This is a genomic window from Saccharopolyspora ipomoeae (assembly GCF_029952525.1).
GTDB lineage: Bacteria > Actinomycetota > Actinomycetes > Mycobacteriales > Pseudonocardiaceae > Saccharopolyspora > Saccharopolyspora ipomoeae.
In genome coordinates, this window is the sequence record NZ_JASAOF010000003.1 from 210,792 (window position 1) to 225,287 (window position 14,496).

General features: G+C 70.1%; 16 protein-coding genes. 7 read left to right on the forward strand and 9 right to left on the reverse strand.

The window, feature by feature from the left end; all coding sequences use genetic code 11:
* Nucleotides 1-164: 164 nt before the first annotated feature.
* On the reverse strand, nucleotides 165-758 hold the full coding sequence (locus QFW96_RS07580; protein ID WP_281454833.1) for a bifunctional 4-hydroxy-2-oxoglutarate aldolase/2-dehydro-3-deoxy-phosphogluconate aldolase: 594 nt from the start codon (nucleotides 756-758) through the stop codon (nucleotides 165-167).
* Between the two features lie 3 nt (nucleotides 759-761).
* Entirely contained in the window at nucleotides 762-1,730 is a 969-nt protein-coding gene (locus tag QFW96_RS07585) for a sugar kinase (protein ID WP_281454834.1), read from the reverse strand.
* Nucleotides 1,731-1,923: 193 nt separating this feature from the next.
* Here QFW96_RS07585 and QFW96_RS07590 point away from each other — a divergent pair, with 193 nt between their 5' ends.
* The 3 genes from QFW96_RS07590 (at nucleotide 1,924) to QFW96_RS07600 (ending at nucleotide 5,000) form a co-directional block, all read left to right on the forward strand.
* Complete coding sequence (locus QFW96_RS07590) at nucleotides 1,924-2,469, forward strand: YbhB/YbcL family Raf kinase inhibitor-like protein (protein WP_281454835.1); 546 nt, start codon at nucleotides 1,924-1,926, stop codon at nucleotides 2,467-2,469.
* Between the two features lie 120 nt (nucleotides 2,470-2,589).
* Nucleotides 2,590-3,588, forward strand: a complete 999-nt coding sequence (locus QFW96_RS07595) for a VanZ family protein (protein WP_281454836.1) — start codon at nucleotides 2,590-2,592, stop codon at nucleotides 3,586-3,588.
* A 14-nt stretch (nucleotides 3,589-3,602) separates the two neighbouring features.
* Nucleotides 3,603-5,000, forward strand: a complete 1,398-nt coding sequence (locus tag QFW96_RS07600) for a mycothione reductase (protein ID WP_281454837.1) — start codon at nucleotides 3,603-3,605, stop codon at nucleotides 4,998-5,000.
* Nucleotides 5,001-5,009: 9 nt separating this feature from the next.
* Here QFW96_RS07600 and QFW96_RS07605 read toward each other — a convergent pair whose 3' ends face one another.
* The 3 genes from QFW96_RS07605 to QFW96_RS07615 form a co-directional block, all read right to left on the reverse strand.
* Complete coding sequence (locus tag QFW96_RS07605) at nucleotides 5,010-5,741, reverse strand: Type 1 glutamine amidotransferase-like domain-containing protein (protein ID WP_281454838.1); 732 nt, start codon at nucleotides 5,739-5,741, stop codon at nucleotides 5,010-5,012.
* Between the two features lie 44 nt (nucleotides 5,742-5,785).
* On the reverse strand, nucleotides 5,786-6,037 hold the full coding sequence (locus QFW96_RS07610) for a type II toxin-antitoxin system Phd/YefM family antitoxin (protein ID WP_281454839.1): 252 nt from the start codon (nucleotides 6,035-6,037) through the stop codon (nucleotides 5,786-5,788).
* Nucleotides 6,038-6,103: 66 nt separating this feature from the next.
* Nucleotides 6,104-7,651 carry a cobyric acid synthase gene (locus QFW96_RS07615; RefSeq protein WP_281454840.1) on the reverse strand — a complete coding sequence of 516 codons (1,548 nt, stop codon included), beginning with the start codon at nucleotides 7,649-7,651 and terminating at the stop codon, nucleotides 6,104-6,106.
* 117 nt (nucleotides 7,652-7,768) lie between these two features.
* Here QFW96_RS07615 and QFW96_RS07620 point away from each other — a divergent pair, with 117 nt between their 5' ends.
* The 4 genes from QFW96_RS07620 to QFW96_RS07635 are packed head-to-tail and all read left to right on the forward strand — an operon-like array spanning nucleotide 7,769 to nucleotide 10,258.
* Complete coding sequence (locus tag QFW96_RS07620; RefSeq protein ID WP_281454841.1) at nucleotides 7,769-8,212, forward strand: YbaB/EbfC family nucleoid-associated protein; 444 nt, start codon at nucleotides 7,769-7,771, stop codon at nucleotides 8,210-8,212.
* Complete coding sequence (locus QFW96_RS07625) at nucleotides 8,209-8,520, forward strand: type VII secretion target (protein ID WP_281454842.1); 312 nt, start codon at nucleotides 8,209-8,211, stop codon at nucleotides 8,518-8,520. Before QFW96_RS07620 ends, QFW96_RS07625 begins: the two co-directional genes overlap by 4 nt.
* On the forward strand, nucleotides 8,510-9,610 hold the full coding sequence (locus tag QFW96_RS07630) for a WXG100 family type VII secretion target (protein ID WP_281454843.1): 1,101 nt from the start codon (nucleotides 8,510-8,512) through the stop codon (nucleotides 9,608-9,610). Before QFW96_RS07625 ends, QFW96_RS07630 begins: the two co-directional genes overlap by 11 nt.
* A 9-nt stretch (nucleotides 9,611-9,619) precedes the next feature.
* The gene (locus QFW96_RS07635; protein WP_281454844.1) at nucleotides 9,620-10,258 is read left to right on the forward strand and encodes a DUF6346 domain-containing protein; all 639 of its coding nucleotides are present in this window, start codon (nucleotides 9,620-9,622) and stop codon (nucleotides 10,256-10,258) included.
* Between the two features lie 33 nt (nucleotides 10,259-10,291).
* On the opposite strand, the gene QFW96_RS07640 is transcribed toward QFW96_RS07635, so the two are convergent.
* The 4 genes from QFW96_RS07640 to QFW96_RS07655 all read right to left on the reverse strand — a co-directional run bounded on the left by QFW96_RS07640 (nucleotide 10,292) and on the right by QFW96_RS07655 (nucleotide 14,459).
* Nucleotides 10,292-10,852 (reverse strand): hypothetical protein, encoded by a 561-nt coding sequence (locus QFW96_RS07640; protein ID WP_281454845.1) that lies wholly within the window; start codon nucleotides 10,850-10,852, stop codon nucleotides 10,292-10,294.
* Between the two features lie 69 nt (nucleotides 10,853-10,921).
* Complete coding sequence (gene map / locus QFW96_RS07645) at nucleotides 10,922-11,779, reverse strand: type I methionyl aminopeptidase (RefSeq protein ID WP_281454846.1); 858 nt, start codon at nucleotides 11,777-11,779, stop codon at nucleotides 10,922-10,924.
* 99 nt (nucleotides 11,780-11,878) lie between these two features.
* Nucleotides 11,879-12,268 carry a type II toxin-antitoxin system VapC family toxin gene (locus tag QFW96_RS07650; RefSeq protein ID WP_281454847.1) on the reverse strand — a complete coding sequence of 130 codons (390 nt, stop codon included), beginning with the start codon at nucleotides 12,266-12,268 and terminating at the stop codon, nucleotides 11,879-11,881.
* 406 nt (nucleotides 12,269-12,674) lie between these two features.
* Nucleotides 12,675-14,459, reverse strand: coding sequence for a penicillin-binding transpeptidase domain-containing protein (locus tag QFW96_RS07655; RefSeq protein ID WP_281454848.1), 1,785 nt, complete (start codon nucleotides 14,457-14,459; stop codon nucleotides 12,675-12,677).
* Nucleotides 14,460-14,496 lie beyond the last annotated feature (37 nt).

The window sequence follows — 14,496 nt, forward strand, 5'->3', positions numbered from 1 at the left end:
GGTTCTCATGAAAACCTCCCCTCGCCCAGACACCGGGAGGTTTTCATGAAAACTTCCCCCACCCCGCGACGAGACCCTCCGTGAGGTGGGAGAACGCCACCAGGTGTTCCCCACTCCACGTCGCACTCATCCGGGGTTGGGGGAGGTTTTCATGAAAACTTCCCCTACCTCTCCATGAGGTCGGCGAGGGCGGGGAGTTGGGTTTCATCTTCCAGGGCCGAGCCGACTGCGACGACGTCGGCTCCCGCGGCCAGGAACTCGGGGGCGTTGCGGGCGTTCATGCCGCCGGTGGCGACCACGCGCAGCGCGGGGAACGGGCCCTTCATCGCGCGGAACCAGCTGCTGCCCAGCTCGGCGGCGGGGAACGCCTTGACCCAGCTCAACCCGAGGCGCAGCGCCTGCTGGATCTCGCTGGGGGTGGCGACGCCGGGCACGTGCGGCAGGTCGAGTTCGGCGCTGAGCCGCACGATCTCGGCGTCGAGCCCGGGCGCGATGGTGAAGGCCGCGCCCAGGTCGCGGGCGGTGCGCAGCTGCACGGGGGTGACGATGGTGCCCGCGCCGACCGGACGGCCGCGCTCGGCTCCGGCGCGCACGGCGGCGGCCAGCGACGGTTCGGCCTTCGGCGTCTCGATCGGCACCTCGACGGCGTCGATGCCCAGGTCCCAGGCGCGTTCGGCGAGTTCGACCGTCCGCTGCGGGTCCATTCCGCGCAGGATCGCCATCACCGGCCGGGCGAAGAGGTCTTCCAGGAAGGGCACTTCTCACTCGCTCCCGTCGAATCGCAGTGCGCCCCAGCGCTGTTCGTCGAGCCCCAGCCAGCGCTCCAGCGACTCGGCGTCCGGCGCGGCGGCGTGGTCCTCGGTGCTGCGCAGGCTGTGCGCGGCCAGCAGGTGGCCGCGGCGCAGGCAGCGCTGGTCGTCCTCGCCGCGCAGCACGCCGGAGAGGAACCCGGCGGCGAAGGCGTCCCCGGCCCCGACCGGTTCGACGACCTCGACGGTCGGCGCGGGCACGACGGTGTTGCGCTCGCCGAGCGCGTAGGCCGCCTCGGCACCGTCCTTGACCACGACCGTGACCGGTCCGTCGAGGAGTTCCCGCACGTCATCGGCGGTCTTCACGCCCCACAGGGCGGCGGCCTCGTCGAGGCCGACGAAGACCACGTCGGCGAGCTGGGCGAGCTCGGCGAGGACCGGGGCGGCCCGGCGGGCCGACCACAGCGCGGGCCGGTGGTTGACGTCGAAGGAGATCGGGGCGCGGCGCGGCCGGGTCAGCAACCGCCGGATCAGCCGGTCGCAGCCCTCCGACAGGGCCGGGGTGATGCCGCTGATGTGCAGGACGCGCGCGGCGTCGACGACCTCGTCGGCGAGGAAGTCCTCATCCATCGTGGAGGCGGCCGAACCCGCGCGGTAGTAGTGCACGCGGGTGCCCTCGGGCCGGGGGTCCTTGAAGTAGACGCCGGTGGGCGCGTCGGCGCGCACCTCCACCAGGCCGGTGTCGACTCCGGCGGCGGCGATCGAGGCGACCAGGCGGCGTCCGAGCGGGTCGTCGCCGACGCGGCCGGCCCACTGCGCGCGGTGCCCGAGCGAGGCCAGGTGCACGGCCACGTTGGACTCGGCTCCCCCGGCGGAGAGCGTGAAGGAGGGGGCTCGTTCGAGCGGCGCCGGGGCGGCCGGAGCGACCAGCGACATCGTCTCGCCCAGGCACAACACCTCGGCCTCGTTGCCCGGCTGCACCACGTGTCCTCCCGTTCATCACTGGGTCGGGCGACAGCTTAGCCACACCGCGATGCAGGATGCACACTCCCCATTGCGCATCGCGCAACGAAGCCGATAGATCCGGCGCGCTCGGCCCGCGTGGGTTCTCCTAGGCTGGGCCCGGTGATCGCCGACGATCACCCCCTAGCCACAGGAAAAGGAGGATGCTCGCATGAGTCTGGAGCGCCCGATCGATCCTGATCCGTACTCGTTCCTGCCCGCGGTCCCCGAGTTCACCGTCACCTCCAGCGACGTGGCCGACGGCCGGGCGATGTCGAAGGCCCAGGCCTTCGACGGCATGGGAGCGGACGGTCAGAACCTCTCGCCGCAGCTGAGCTGGTCGGGGTTCCCGGAGACCGCGAAGAGCTTCGTGGTCACCTGCTTCGACCCGGACGCGCCGATCCCGGGCGGTTTCTGGCACTGGATCCTGGTCGACGTCCCGGCCGACGTCACCGAGCTGGCCACCGACGCGGGCAACCGCAGCGGCCAGAACATCCCAGCCGGTTCGTTCCACGTCTCCAACGACATGGGCGAGCGCGCCTTCGGCGGAGCCGCTCCGCCGCCCGGTGACCGGCCGCACCGCTACTACTTCGTGGTGCACGCGGTCGACACCGACAAGCTGGGCGTGGACGAGAACGCCTCGGCGGCGGTGGTCAGCTTCAACCTGGCCTTCCACACCGTCGGTCGCGCCGTCATCACCCCCACCTACCAGCACTGAGGCCGGTCCTCGTCGAGCCCGCCCGGAACGCTCCGGGCGGGCTCGACGTCGTTTTCACCCGTTCGAGATGTATTTCCGGAGGGGGTTCGCGCCTCTTTACAAGTGGGGGAGGTGCGAGAGATGAGTCTGCTGCCGGGGTCCGCCGCCGTCGTGATCGCGACCGGTGTCGCCGCGCTGCTGTTCCCGTCGTTCGTCGCCGGTCAGCACCGGCGGCACGGCGAGCTGCGCGCGGGCGAGGCCGTGCTGCGCTTCGCGGCGCTGCTCTACGCCATCGCGCTGGCCTGCTACGTGCTGCCGCCCGCGGGGACGACCTGCTTCGCGGCGCAGCTGCGACCGCTGGCGGGGCTGTCCAGCGCGGTCGGGTTCGGGCAGTTCGCCTGCAACGTCGTGCTGTTCGTCCCGCTGGGCGCGCTGCTGCGGCGGGCACCACCGGTGGCCGTGCTGGCCGGGGCGGGCCTGTCGGTGTTCATCGAGGTCACCCAGCTGACCGGGCTGTGGTTCCGCTTCCCGTGCCCGGTGCGGGTGTTCGACGTCGACGACGTCCTCGCCAACACCCTCGGCGCGGCGCTCGGCGGCCTGCTGGTCCCGCTGCTGCCTCGCCCCTCCCCCGTCACGGGACCGGCCGAAGCGCCACGTCCGGTGACGGCCGGGCGACGGCTGCTGGGGATGAGCTGCGACGGCCTCCTGCTGTGGTGGCTGGGCGCGGTCTGCGCGACCGCGACCGGTGCCGTGCTGCGCTGGTCCGGGGTCGTGGCCACGCCGCTGCTGCAGGTGGGCGCGACCTGGCTCGCCCCCGCGCTGATCCTGCTGGTCGCGAGCCTACGCGCGGACGGCACACCAGGTCAGCGGCTCGTGCTGCTGCGCGTCCGAGCGCCGAACCGGCGGTCGGTGGTGCTGCGCTGGGCGCTGGGGACCGGTGGCCTCGCTCTGCTGCAGGCGGGCTGCGAGCTGGTGCGCGGTGCGCCCGGCGCAGCGCTCGGCGTGCTGTGGTGCGCCGCGCACGCGCTCGGCGCGCTCCGGAACCAGCGCGGAATCACAGATCCGCGTGGAATCACCGGCAGGCTCGCCGGGTTGGAACTGACCGACGTCCGCGGACCGGCGACGGCCCGCACCCCGTGAGGCAGGATGGAACCGTGCGGCACTTCGACCTAGTCATCATCGGCTCCGGCTCCGGCAACTCGATCCTCGACGACCGGTTCGCCGACTGGAACGTGGCCATCGTCGAGAAGGGAATCGGCCCGAACGACGCCTACGGCGGCACCTGCCTCAACGTCGGCTGCATCCCGACGAAGATGTTCGTGCACACCGCGGACATCGCCGGCGCCCCCGACGCCGGTGCCGGGCTGGGGGTCGACCTGGAGCGCCGGGGCGTGCGCTGGCCGGAGATCCGGGACCGGATCTTCGGGCGCATCGACCCGATCTCCGAAGGAGGTCGCCAGTACCGCGCGGAGGGCTCGCCCAACGTCACGCTGCTGACCGGCAACGCCCGGTTCACCGACGTCAAGCAGCTCACGGTGCAGACCGCCGACGGCACCGAGACGATCACCGCCGACCGGTTCGTGGTAGCCGCGGGCGGCCGCCCGGTCATCCCGGCCGTCCCGGGCCTGGACCAGGTGGAGGTGCGCACCAGCGACACCGTGATGCGCCTGGACGAGCTGCCCAGCAGCATGATCATCATGGGCACCGGGTTCATCGGCGCCGAGTTCGCGCACGTCTTCAGCTCCCTCGGCGTGCGGGTCACCATGATCGGCCGGTCCGGCCGCGTGCTGCGCGCCGAAGACGAGGACGTCTCGGCCCGGTTCACGGAGATCGCCGACGGGCGCTGGGACCTGCGGCTCCACCGCAAGGTCGTCGCCGCCGAGAAGGTCGGCGGGCAGGTCCGGCTGAAGTTGGAGGGCCCGGACGGCGAGGAGACCGTCGAGGCCGAGGAGCTGCTGGTCGCGGTGGGCCGCACCCCCAACGCGGACCTGATCGACGCGGCCGCGGGCGGCCTGGAGCTCACCGACGACGGCAAGATCGCCGTCGACGACACCCAGCTCACCTCGGTGGAGGGCGTGTGGGCGCTCGGCGACATCAGCTCCGACCACGAGCTCAAGCACGTCGCCAACCACGAGACCCGCGTCGTGCAGCACAACCTGCTGCACCCGGACGCGCCGATCTCCTCCGACCACCGCTTCGTGCCGCACGCGGTGTTCTCGGGTCCGCAGATCGCCTCGGTCGGCCTCACCGAGCAGGAGGCCCGGGACAAGGGCGTCGACTACGTGACCTCCACCCAGGACTACGCGGGCATCGCCTACGGCTGGGCGATGGAGGACACGACCGGTTTCGCCAAGCTGCTGGCCGACCCGAGCAGCGGGCTGCTGATCGGCGCGCACATCATCGGCCCGCAGGCGCCGACGCTGCTGCAGCCGATCATCCAGGCGATGCACTTCGGTCTGGACGCGCGCAGCATGGCGCGCGGCCAGTACTGGATCCACCCGGCGATGCCGGAGCTGCTGGAGAACGCCCTCCTGAACCTTCCCCTGGGCTGAACCTGCCGCTCAGCTGAGTCGTCGCACGTCAAGCGGGGTTTCGACCGCGGTCCCGTCGGGCCCGCGGTCGACCCGGTAGGCCCCGGCCCGGCCCCTTTCGGCGAGCGCTTCGACGAGCTCGGTGCCCCGGTAGAGCAGACCGGCCCCGTCGTCGGTGGCGTAGCCGGGCGGCAGCGCGCCCTCGGCGATGAGCCGCTGGAACAGCGGGCGCCGCTGCGGCTCGCTGTCGTAGTGCACGCCGTTGGAGTGCGGCAGCAGGCCGAGCCCGTCGGTGATCGGCCGCAGGTCGGGGCCGAACGAGTCGGTGGTGCCGCCGATGTGCCAGCAGATCGATCCGGCCGACACCCCGGTGAGCACCACCCCCGCCTGCCACGCCTCGCGGAAGATCTCGTCGAGCCCGTGCAGCCGCCACATCGCCAGCAGCCCGGCGACGCTGCCGCCCCACACCCACACGACGTCCCTGCTCAGCAGGTGTTCCCGCACCTCGGCCAGGTTCGGCATCGGGAACAGCGCCAGGTGACTGGCCTGCCACCCCTCGGCGGCCGCGTTGGCGTAGAAGGTGCTGATCGTCTTCGGATCGTCGCCGACGGCGGTGGCCAGCAGGCACACGCGCGGCGCGCGGCCGCTGGTCCCGGCGAGGTCGACGGCGTGCCGGGTGAGCGGAGCGACCTCCCACGGCAGGCGTTGCGCCGCGCGCAGACCACCGCTGGTGGCGAGGATCGTCGGGGCGTCAGCGGGCATGGGCGGAGGCTATCCGGCTCGACGGGAGCATCGGCGCCGCTCGCTCACGCGGTCCCCGGATCGGACCAGTAGTCGGTCCCCACGTCGAAGCTCCCGCCGTCGTGCGGGGCGACCCACGAGGCGGCGACGACGCCGGCGGCGAAGGCACCGCCGCGCTGCGCGGGCACGGGTGACGGCTCCAGCGACACGGCGGGCGCGCCGAAACGCGTGATCACGACGTGCTCGCCGGCCTCGGCGCGGTCGATCAGCTCGGTCAGCCGCTCGCGGGCTTCGTCCACGGAAAACTCAACAGCCATGCCGACAAGTTACCCGCATCACACGGATGTTGAGACCATTTCGAGTAGTGGTGTGGGCAGTTCTACCTAGCCCGAAACAGACGAACGCGACATCTGGCCCAGTGAAGCGCGCACCTGCGGCAGCCCCTTCGGCGGGCCGTCGTCGAGGAGCCTGCGCAGCGCGTCGGTGTCGAGGTGCCGGGCGACGAGATCGCCGAGCAGGTCGAGCTGGGCGGCGCGGATGTCCGCGAAGACCGTGTCCTCGGCCGCCCGGAACCCGTCGCGTCCGGCGCGCAGCGCCGCCCAGGTCAAGAACTCGCGGCGGAACGCGTCGTTCTCGAACAGGCCGTGCCAGTGCGTGCCCAGGACGGGACCCGAGATGCCGCCCTCCCCTTCACCGTCGGGCAGGGTCACCAGCGGCGGCAGGTCGCCGCGCCGGACCGCGACGCCGTGGTGGATCTCGTACCCCGCGACGGCCTCGCCGAAGGCGGCACCGCGCGGTGTGGCCAGGGTCTTGTCCGGCGCGAAGTCGATCTCCAGGTCGAGCAGGCCGAGGCCGTCGACCGCGCCGGTGCGGGACTCGACCTCGTCGTGGATGCGCTGGGACAGCATTTGGAACCCGCCGCAGATCCCGGCGACCGGCAGTCCGGCGCGCGCGTGCTCGCGGATCGCTTCGGCCAGCCCGGTCTCCCGCAACCAGGCCAGGTCGGCGACGGTCGCCTTCGATCCGGGCAGCACCACCAGGTCGGCGTCGGACAGCCTCGACGGCTCGGTCACGAACCGCACGGCCACGCCGGGTTCGGCGGCGAGCGCCTCGACGTCGGTGGCGTTGGAGATCCGGGGCAGACGGGGCACGGCGACCCGCAGCCACTGCCCGCCGCGCGGCGGTGCCGGTCGGCCCACGACGCCGTCGGCGACGTAGGACAGCGAGTCCTCGGCGTCGAGCCACAGGTCCTCGGCCCACGGCAGCACTCCGTGCACGGGCCGCCCGGTCAGCGCCCGCAGCTGGTCCAGGCCCGGCCGCAGCAGCTCGGGGTCGCCGCGGAACTTGTTGATCACGAATCCGGCGACCAGCGCCTGATCGGCGGCGTCGAGCAGCGACAGGGTGCCGAAGAGCTGCGCGAACACGCCGCCCCGGTCGATGTCGCCGACGACGACCACCGGCAGCCGCGCGGCCTGCGCGAGCCCCATGTTGGCGATGTCGCTGGCCCGCAGGTTGATCTCCGCGGGCGACCCGGCCCCTTCGCAGATCACGTGGTCGTAGTCGCGCCGCAGATCATCCAAAGTGGACGAGACGGTTTCCAGCAGCGCTGCCTTGCGCTCCCGGTAGGACATCGCGGTCACCTCACCGGCGACCCGCCCCAGCACCACGACCTGCGACTGCCGGTCGCTGCCGGGCTTGAGCAGCACCGGGTTGAACCGCACCGAGGGCTCGATCCCGCACGCCGCGGCCTGCACCGCCTGCGCCCGCCCGATCTCCCCGCCGTCGGGCGTGACGACGGAGTTGTTCGACATGTTCTGCGCCTTGAACGGCGCCACGCGAGCCCCGGACCGGGCCAGCCACCGGCAGATCCCAGCGGTCACCACGCTCTTCCCAGCATCCGACGTCGTCCCAGCGACCAACAGCGCATTCACAACCACGTTCCTACCCCATGCACCTGGCACGGGGACCAACCCCCGAAACCCGGACACGGGACGAATCGCCTCAACTACTCTCCCGGTTGGCCCGACCACTCCGACCCACGGATTCCGATGACCACACCTGACGACTGGCTGAGCGACTACAACGCCAAGCTGCAGAAGATCAAGACCGACACCGACCGCGCCCAGCAGGAACTCACGCAGGTCGGAGCGTCCGCGACCTCGCCCGACGGGCAGATCACCGTACGGGTCAACAGCAGCGGCGTGCTCGAGGACATCCGCTTCGGCAACGGCTTCCAGCATCCGAAACCGGACCAGGTCGCCACCGCGATCATGGCCTGCGTTCGCGACGCCCAACGCCAAGCCGCAGGTCAGATGGTCGAGGTCATGCAGCAGTTCGTCGGTGACGGCGCCGCCCTCGACTTCGTCAAGAACAGCCTCCCCCACGGCTACGCGGGCGACGGCATGGACGAGGACCAGCCGCAGGCACCCGCTCGTCCCGCCACCCCGCCCGACGACGATGACGACTACTCCAACGGGAGCTTCCTGCGATGACCGACGGATTCCGCGCCGACGTCCCGGTGATCAAGCAGCACAGCAACCAGGTCCAAGGCTTCGCCGACCGCGTCAAGACCGCCCACAGCGCAGCGGAAACAACGATGGACACCAACGCCTTCGGCATCTTCGGCCAGTTCCTGGCCGCGCAGTGCATCGCCCAGGCCGAGGTGACGAAGTCCGTGATCGAGACCGGCGGTAAGTCCCTGGACCAGATCAAGACGGCCCTCGACGAGACCGCCGCCGAGTACGAGCGCACCGACCAGGAGAACAGCTCCATCATCGAGGGGATCAAGATTGACTTCTAAGGATGACCTGGTCGTAACCGCTGAAGAATCAGTCAAGGACTCCGAGCAGAAGAACACCTCCAACCCGGCCAGTGGAGCTGGTGGCGTCGAGAACGTCGTAGGTATCGCGCAGTCGATCCAGAACGGCGACTGGGATTCCCTCGGCCTTAACGCCTTGGGTGCAGGTGTGGATGCCGTCGGGCTGGCTGCAGATCCGCTCGCCACACTTGCCAGCTGGGGTGTGGGTTGGTTGATCGAGACCGTGCCGTTCCTGCGCGAACCGTTCGATGCCCTGATGGGGAACCCTGACGCGATCTCCGGCATGGCCGACAGCTGGGGAAACATCGGCGAAGAACTCAAGGGCGTCGGAAATGAGTACGGGCAGGCCGCCCAAAGCACCACTGGTTGGGAAGGCAGGGCCGGGGATGCGTACCGCAAACTCGGAGCTGACACCACGAAGACCATCGACGCGCTCGGCGAGGCTTGCAACGGTATGAAGGGCGCCGTTCAAGGAGCGGGCGCCGTGGTGGGCGCGGTGCGCGGCATCGTCCGCGACATGATCGCCGGCGCTGTCGGCGAGATCATCTCGATCGTTCTCAAATGGGGGCTCGCGGCCGCGTGCACCGCAGGAATCGCGGCGGGTGGCATGGTTGCCGAGGTGGTGCAGACGGCGATCAGCTGGGCGAACAAGATCTCCGGCTGGATGCAGAAACTGGCCGACGTCCTCAAGAACCTCTCCACGCACCTCGACAAGCTCGGTTCGGCGGGCAAGGCGATGAAGACCAAGGTCGATGACTTCTTCTCCGGTCTTGCGAACCCGCCGAGCGCCAGCCTCGTCAATCCGAATGCGAACAAGGCCTTCGACGGCCAGAAGCTGCAGCAACTCGGCGAGAGCGCGCAGGGCTCCGGCAGCGGCGTCAAGGACGCCTGGCAAGGGTTCAAGAGCGGCGGTGCCGAGTACAAGCCGTGGGCACAAGGGGACCTTTTCAAGCCGTCGGTCGACATGGGCCCCGACAACGGCGCCAACAAGTTCGGGTACGAGGTGGTCAAGGAGTCGGCCAAGCTCGACGACGGCAAAGACGAAGTTGAGAAGCAGCAGGAAGAGAAGTAGGCGATATCGGTGTGGAAATCGGACAATCCGCTCGTCCGCGTCCTGCGCGTGCTCATCGGGTTCGCCATCGTCGCGCTCATCGCGCTTACCGCGCTCACCGTCATCTTCGCGTTCCCGGCGAAAACCGGCGGGAGCAACGCGACAGCCGTTGCGAGATCGTGCGAGGACTACGGCCCGATCAGTCGCCGCGGCTTCGGGCACCACTGGGGATGTACCGCTCAGATCCGCGACGACAAAACTGGTGAGACGTGGACCGACGTGGTTGACATGAACGTGCTCCAGCCTCAAGACGTCGGACGGCAGGAACGCATCACCTGGGGCTTCAGCGGCGGTCGGGTCGGCAAGTCTGAGAACCGCGTGTACCGGTCGCCCGACGGCTACTCGGACGGCGTCAACTTGGCTGTCACCGTGGTGGTCGGTTTCGCCGCGCTCCTGGCAATGCTCTGGTTCTTCGCGAAGGCCGTCGTCTGGGGATTCACGCAAGAGGGCCAGCGGAAATTCTGGGAGAAGATCCACGGCAGCAATTGGGAGCGCGCCGCGAAGAAGCAGCACGAGCTCGAAGAACGGGAACGCCGTCGGCAGCGTTGGGCCGAGGTCAAGGCGCACCGGGAACAGGTGAAAGAAGAGAAACGACGTTCAGGTCGCTGACTCCGTGGACGTCGTCCGGGCCCGCTCCGACCGCTAGCGGAGAAGGTCCGGGCGGACGTCCGCGATCGCCCGGGTTAGGCGTTGGACGGCTCGCTCGCTGGGGAGCTTCAAGCGTGGGAAGTCCGAGGGCTCGGGGGCTGCGAGTTTCGGGTGCCGAGAGAGGAATCCGCTGTCGGCAGGCTGGAACAGCAGCCCGGCCGGGATCGGCTTCGAGTCCGGGTCGTCCTTGACCTTGGGTTGCGGCAGCCGGCCCTGCAGCGCGCTGATCTCGGTCCAGGCGACGAGCTCGAACTTCCCGTTGTCACGCAGCCAGATCCCGCGTTCATCGACGTGGACGCGCTCTGGCTTGGCGACCATGACGAAACCGACGAAGATCATCAGGACGCCGGGAACGAAGACCAGCACGGTGAAGGTCCAGCCGATCACTGAAGCCACAGACGGCGGGCTTCTCAGCGCTTCATCAGGATGCAGAGCGATGTAGAGGAACGCGCTTCCCACCAAGACCATGAAAGCGCCGCCGCCCACGCAGCCGAAGCCCTCGCGGTAGCGGACGATCTTCGCCGAGTCGCTGGGAACCCACAGTTCGGTGTGCACGGCAGTCACCCTAGGGAAACGCCCTGGAGCAGTTGGGGCGGTTCCGGGAGAACCGCCCCCTCCGTCGGCTCAGGGTTGGGTGAGGATCTCGTTGCCGTCTTCGGTGATGAGGATGGTGTGCTCGAACTGGGCGGTCCAGCTCTTGTCCTTGGTGGTGACCGTCCAGCCGTCGTCCCACATGTCGTACTCGTGGGTGCCGAGGGTGATCATCGGCTCGATGGTGAAGGTCATGCCGGGTTCGAGGACGGTCTGCACCGACGGCTCGTCGTAGTGCAGGATCACCAGTCCGCTGTGGAACGAGCGGCCGATGCCGTGGCCCGTGAAGTCGCGGACCACGCCGTAGCCGAAGCGCTTGGCGTAGGACTCGATGACGCGACCGATCACGTTGAGCTGGCGGCCCGGCTTGGCGGCCTTGATGCCGCGCATCGTCGCCTCGTGGGTGCGCTCGACCAGCAGGCGGGCCTCCTCGGAGACGTCGCCCGCCAGGAACGTCGCGTTCGTGTCGCCGTGCACGCCGCCGATGAAGCCGGTGACGTCGACGTTGACGATGTCGCCGTCCTCGATGATCGTCGAGTCCGGGATGCCGTGGCAGATCACCTCGTTGATCGAGGTGCAGCAGGACTTCTGGAAGCCCCGGTAACCCAGCGTCGACGGGTACGCACCGTGGTCGAGCAGGTACTCGTGCACCACGGCGTCGACGGAATCGGTGGTCACACCCGGTTCGATCGCCTTGCCCGCCTCGGCCAGGGCCTGCGCCGCGATCTTGCTCGCGTACCGCATCGCCTCGATGACCTCGGGCGGCTGCACGTCGGGGTCGGTGTTGCGCCGGGGAGCCGGTTTGTCCACGTACTCGGGACGCTCGATGTGCGCTGGGACTTGGCGGCGCGGCGTCGCAACGCCTGGCTTCAACGGGGCTCGAACCGGCATGCCCCCACTCTAACCACGCTCACCGGACCCGACTCCGGGCGGTAACCGCGGGTGGGCGAAGTTTCAGCGGGAACTCCGCCCACGCGGTCGGAACGACTCTCAGGCCGGGGACGCGGTGGCCAGGCCCGCTTCCTTGGCCGCTTCCAGCAGCGCCGGGTCGTAGGAGACGTAGGTCACCGGCTCGTTGCGGATGCCGCAGGCCGAGGCGAGGTGGATGGCCTCCACCGGGCCGAGGTCCGCGCGCAGCTCGCTGGCGCTGTCGAGCACCTCCTGCTGCACCGGCAGCGTGTCGAGCTTCGACACCACGATCGAGGCCAGGTCCTCGGCCGCCGGGCCCTGCTCGCGGAAGTTGCGCAGCACGTCGACCTTGGACAGCGCGCTGGTCACCCGCGGCTGCTCCCAGCGGTCGCGGATCCACTGGCTCAGCGCCTGGCTCTCCGGTTCGGGGGCGATCATCTTGATCAGCGCGGAAGAATCGAAGTAGATCAAAACCACTCCTGTTCACACCTGGGCGGCGCCGGCGACCTTCGGGGGAGGCGTTGCCGGCACGGTTCGTCGGGGATGCCCGCCGCCGGCGGAGCGGCGGCGCGATGCGCGTCCGGACCAGGCCGGACACCGGGCCGCCGTCACCCACAGCCGCAACGCAGCGTGGCGGCCGGATCGCGCGTCAGTGGCGCTCAACCGGTGACGACCCCACCGAGAACAGCAACGAGACCCCGCTGCTGCGCTCGATGGGCTACAACCTAGCACCCAACTGACCCTAAGTGATCACCCAATCACGTGAAGCGACCGCGTTTCCCCGCACGGCGGTGCCGGGCGGGAGAACGACGACGCCGCCCGGCTCTCCGAGAACCGGGCGGCGTCGCGATGATCAACCCTCAGGGGCGACCAACGGTCACAGGCCGCCGAGGAACCTCTTCGCCGCGTCGACCGACGGGCCCGAAGCGCCCGCGTCGGTGATGAGCACCGCGAACGCGACGTCGTCGCGGTAGCCGACGAACCAGCCGTGCGAGTGCGTGCCGTCGCCGAACTGCGCGGTACCGGTCTTGCCCCGGACCTCGCCCGACCCGGCCAGGCCGCGCGCCGTCCCGCCGGTGACGACCTCGCGCATCATCGAGCGGAGCTGGTCCAGCGCCGCGGGCGAGACCTTCTCCGGGGTGGCGTCGGCCTTGGTCTCCTGGCCGCGCATCAGCGTCGGCGTCGGCATGCCGCCGTTGGCCACCGACGCCGCGGCCAGCGCCATCCCGAACGGGCTGGCCAGCACCTTGCCCTGGCCGATGCCGTTCGCCGCGTGCTGGGTGACGGTCTCGGCGTTGGTGACCTTGCCGGTGATCGTCGTCGCGCCGGGCATGTCGAAGTCCACGCCCAGGCCGAACTTCTTGGCCTCCTTCGGCAGCGCGTCGTCGGGCAGGTCCACCGACAGCTGCGCGAACGTGGTGTTGCAGGACTGGGCGAACGCCGTGTGCAGCGGCACCCGGCCCAGGTCGAACTCCTTGTCGTTGGGCAGGGTCATGCCGTCGAAGACCTTCTTCGCCGGGCACTCCACCGGGGTGTCGGCGCGGACCTTGCCCGACTCCAGCGCGGCCGCGCCGGTGACCATCTTGAACGTCGACCCCGGCGGGTACTGCCCGGACAGCGCCATCGGACCCTGCGCGTCGGCCGGGTCGTTCTGCGCGACCGCCAGCACCTCGCCGTTGGAGGGCTTCATCGCCACGATCATCGCGGCCTGCGGGATCGGGTCCAGCGCCTTCTCGGCGGCGCGCTGGGTGCGGTCCGACAGCGTCACCGAGGTCGGCGGGACCGGCTTCTCGGCGACGGTGTGCAGCTTGCGGACCTCGGTGCCCTTGTCATCGGTGATGGCCACCTGCCACCCGGCGTTGGCCTTGACCTGCTCGTCGACCTTCTTCGACACGCCCGCCAGCACCTGGGAGGCGTAGCCGCGCTCAGCGGCGAGCAGCCGCATCTGCGCCGGGAACCGCACGCCCGGCAGGTCGTAGATGCTCGCGCGCACCTTGTCGTAGTCGGCCTGCCGCAGCGTGACGACCTGGTACGGCTGGCCGGGCGGGGTCTTGCCGACTCCCTCGACGATGGACTGCTGGGTGATCGCCGGTTCGATCGGGCTCAGCGCCTGGGCCAGCTTCCCGGCCACGCCCGGCACGTCACCGGCCTCCTGGCCGTTGAGGCTGACCGTCACCACCGGCTCCGGCCCCATCAGCTGCCGGCCCTCGGATCCCGTCACGGCTCCGGGAGCGGGCAGCACCTCGCTGTAGGCGAGCGTCTGACCGGGCTTGAGGTCGGGGTGCAGCACCGACGGCGCCCACAGCACCTTCCAGCCCTCGGACTCGTCGACGAGCTGCACGGTGCTGGTGTAGCGCCAGACCTTGCCCTCGCCGAAGTCCCAGGAGAGATCGACCTTCGCCGACGCGCCCTGCTCGTTCTCGGTGACCTGGCCGAGAGCGGCGTGCGAAGCGGTCGGGGCGAGGGTCTTGCGCGCCTGCTCCAGCCCGCGGCGCGCGGCGTCGGGATTGTTGGTCTGGGCCGCCGCGCCCGCCGCGTCACCTGCGGCGACGGCGTTGACGAACGAGGTGGCCACGTCCTTCTCGGATGGTCCGGTGCTGCACCCCGCCACTGGAACCAGCAGCAGTGCGGTGAGCCCGACCATGATCCGCGAGGCAAGCATGCCCGCGAGTATGCCGAACCTTTGTGCGGCACCGAAT

What these genes read in the sequence shown, in the direction of transcription:
- QFW96_RS07590 (WP_281454835.1), top strand. Translation starts at nt 1,924, where the DNA reads ATGAGTCTGGAGCGCCCGATCGATCCTGATCCGTACTCGTTCCTGCCC.
- QFW96_RS07595 (WP_281454836.1), top strand. Translation starts at nt 2,590, where the DNA reads ATGAGTCTGCTGCCGGGGTCCGCCGCCGTCGTGATCGCGACCGGTGTC.
- QFW96_RS07605 (WP_281454838.1), bottom strand. Translation starts at nt 5,741, where the DNA reads ATGCCCGCTGACGCCCCGACGATCCTCGCCACCAGCGGTGGTCTGCGC.
- QFW96_RS07610 (WP_281454839.1), bottom strand. Translation starts at nt 6,037, where the DNA reads ATGGCTGTTGAGTTTTCCGTGGACGAAGCCCGCGAGCGGCTGACCGAG.
- QFW96_RS07620 (WP_281454841.1), top strand. Translation starts at nt 7,769, where the DNA reads ATGACCACACCTGACGACTGGCTGAGCGACTACAACGCCAAGCTGCAG.
- QFW96_RS07625 (WP_281454842.1), top strand. Translation starts at nt 8,209, where the DNA reads ATGACCGACGGATTCCGCGCCGACGTCCCGGTGATCAAGCAGCACAGC.
- map (WP_281454846.1), bottom strand. Translation starts at nt 11,779, where the DNA reads ATGCCGGTTCGAGCCCCGTTGAAGCCAGGCGTTGCGACGCCGCGCCGC.
- QFW96_RS07655 (WP_281454848.1), bottom strand. Translation starts at nt 14,459, where the DNA reads ATGCTTGCCTCGCGGATCATGGTCGGGCTCACCGCACTGCTGCTGGTT.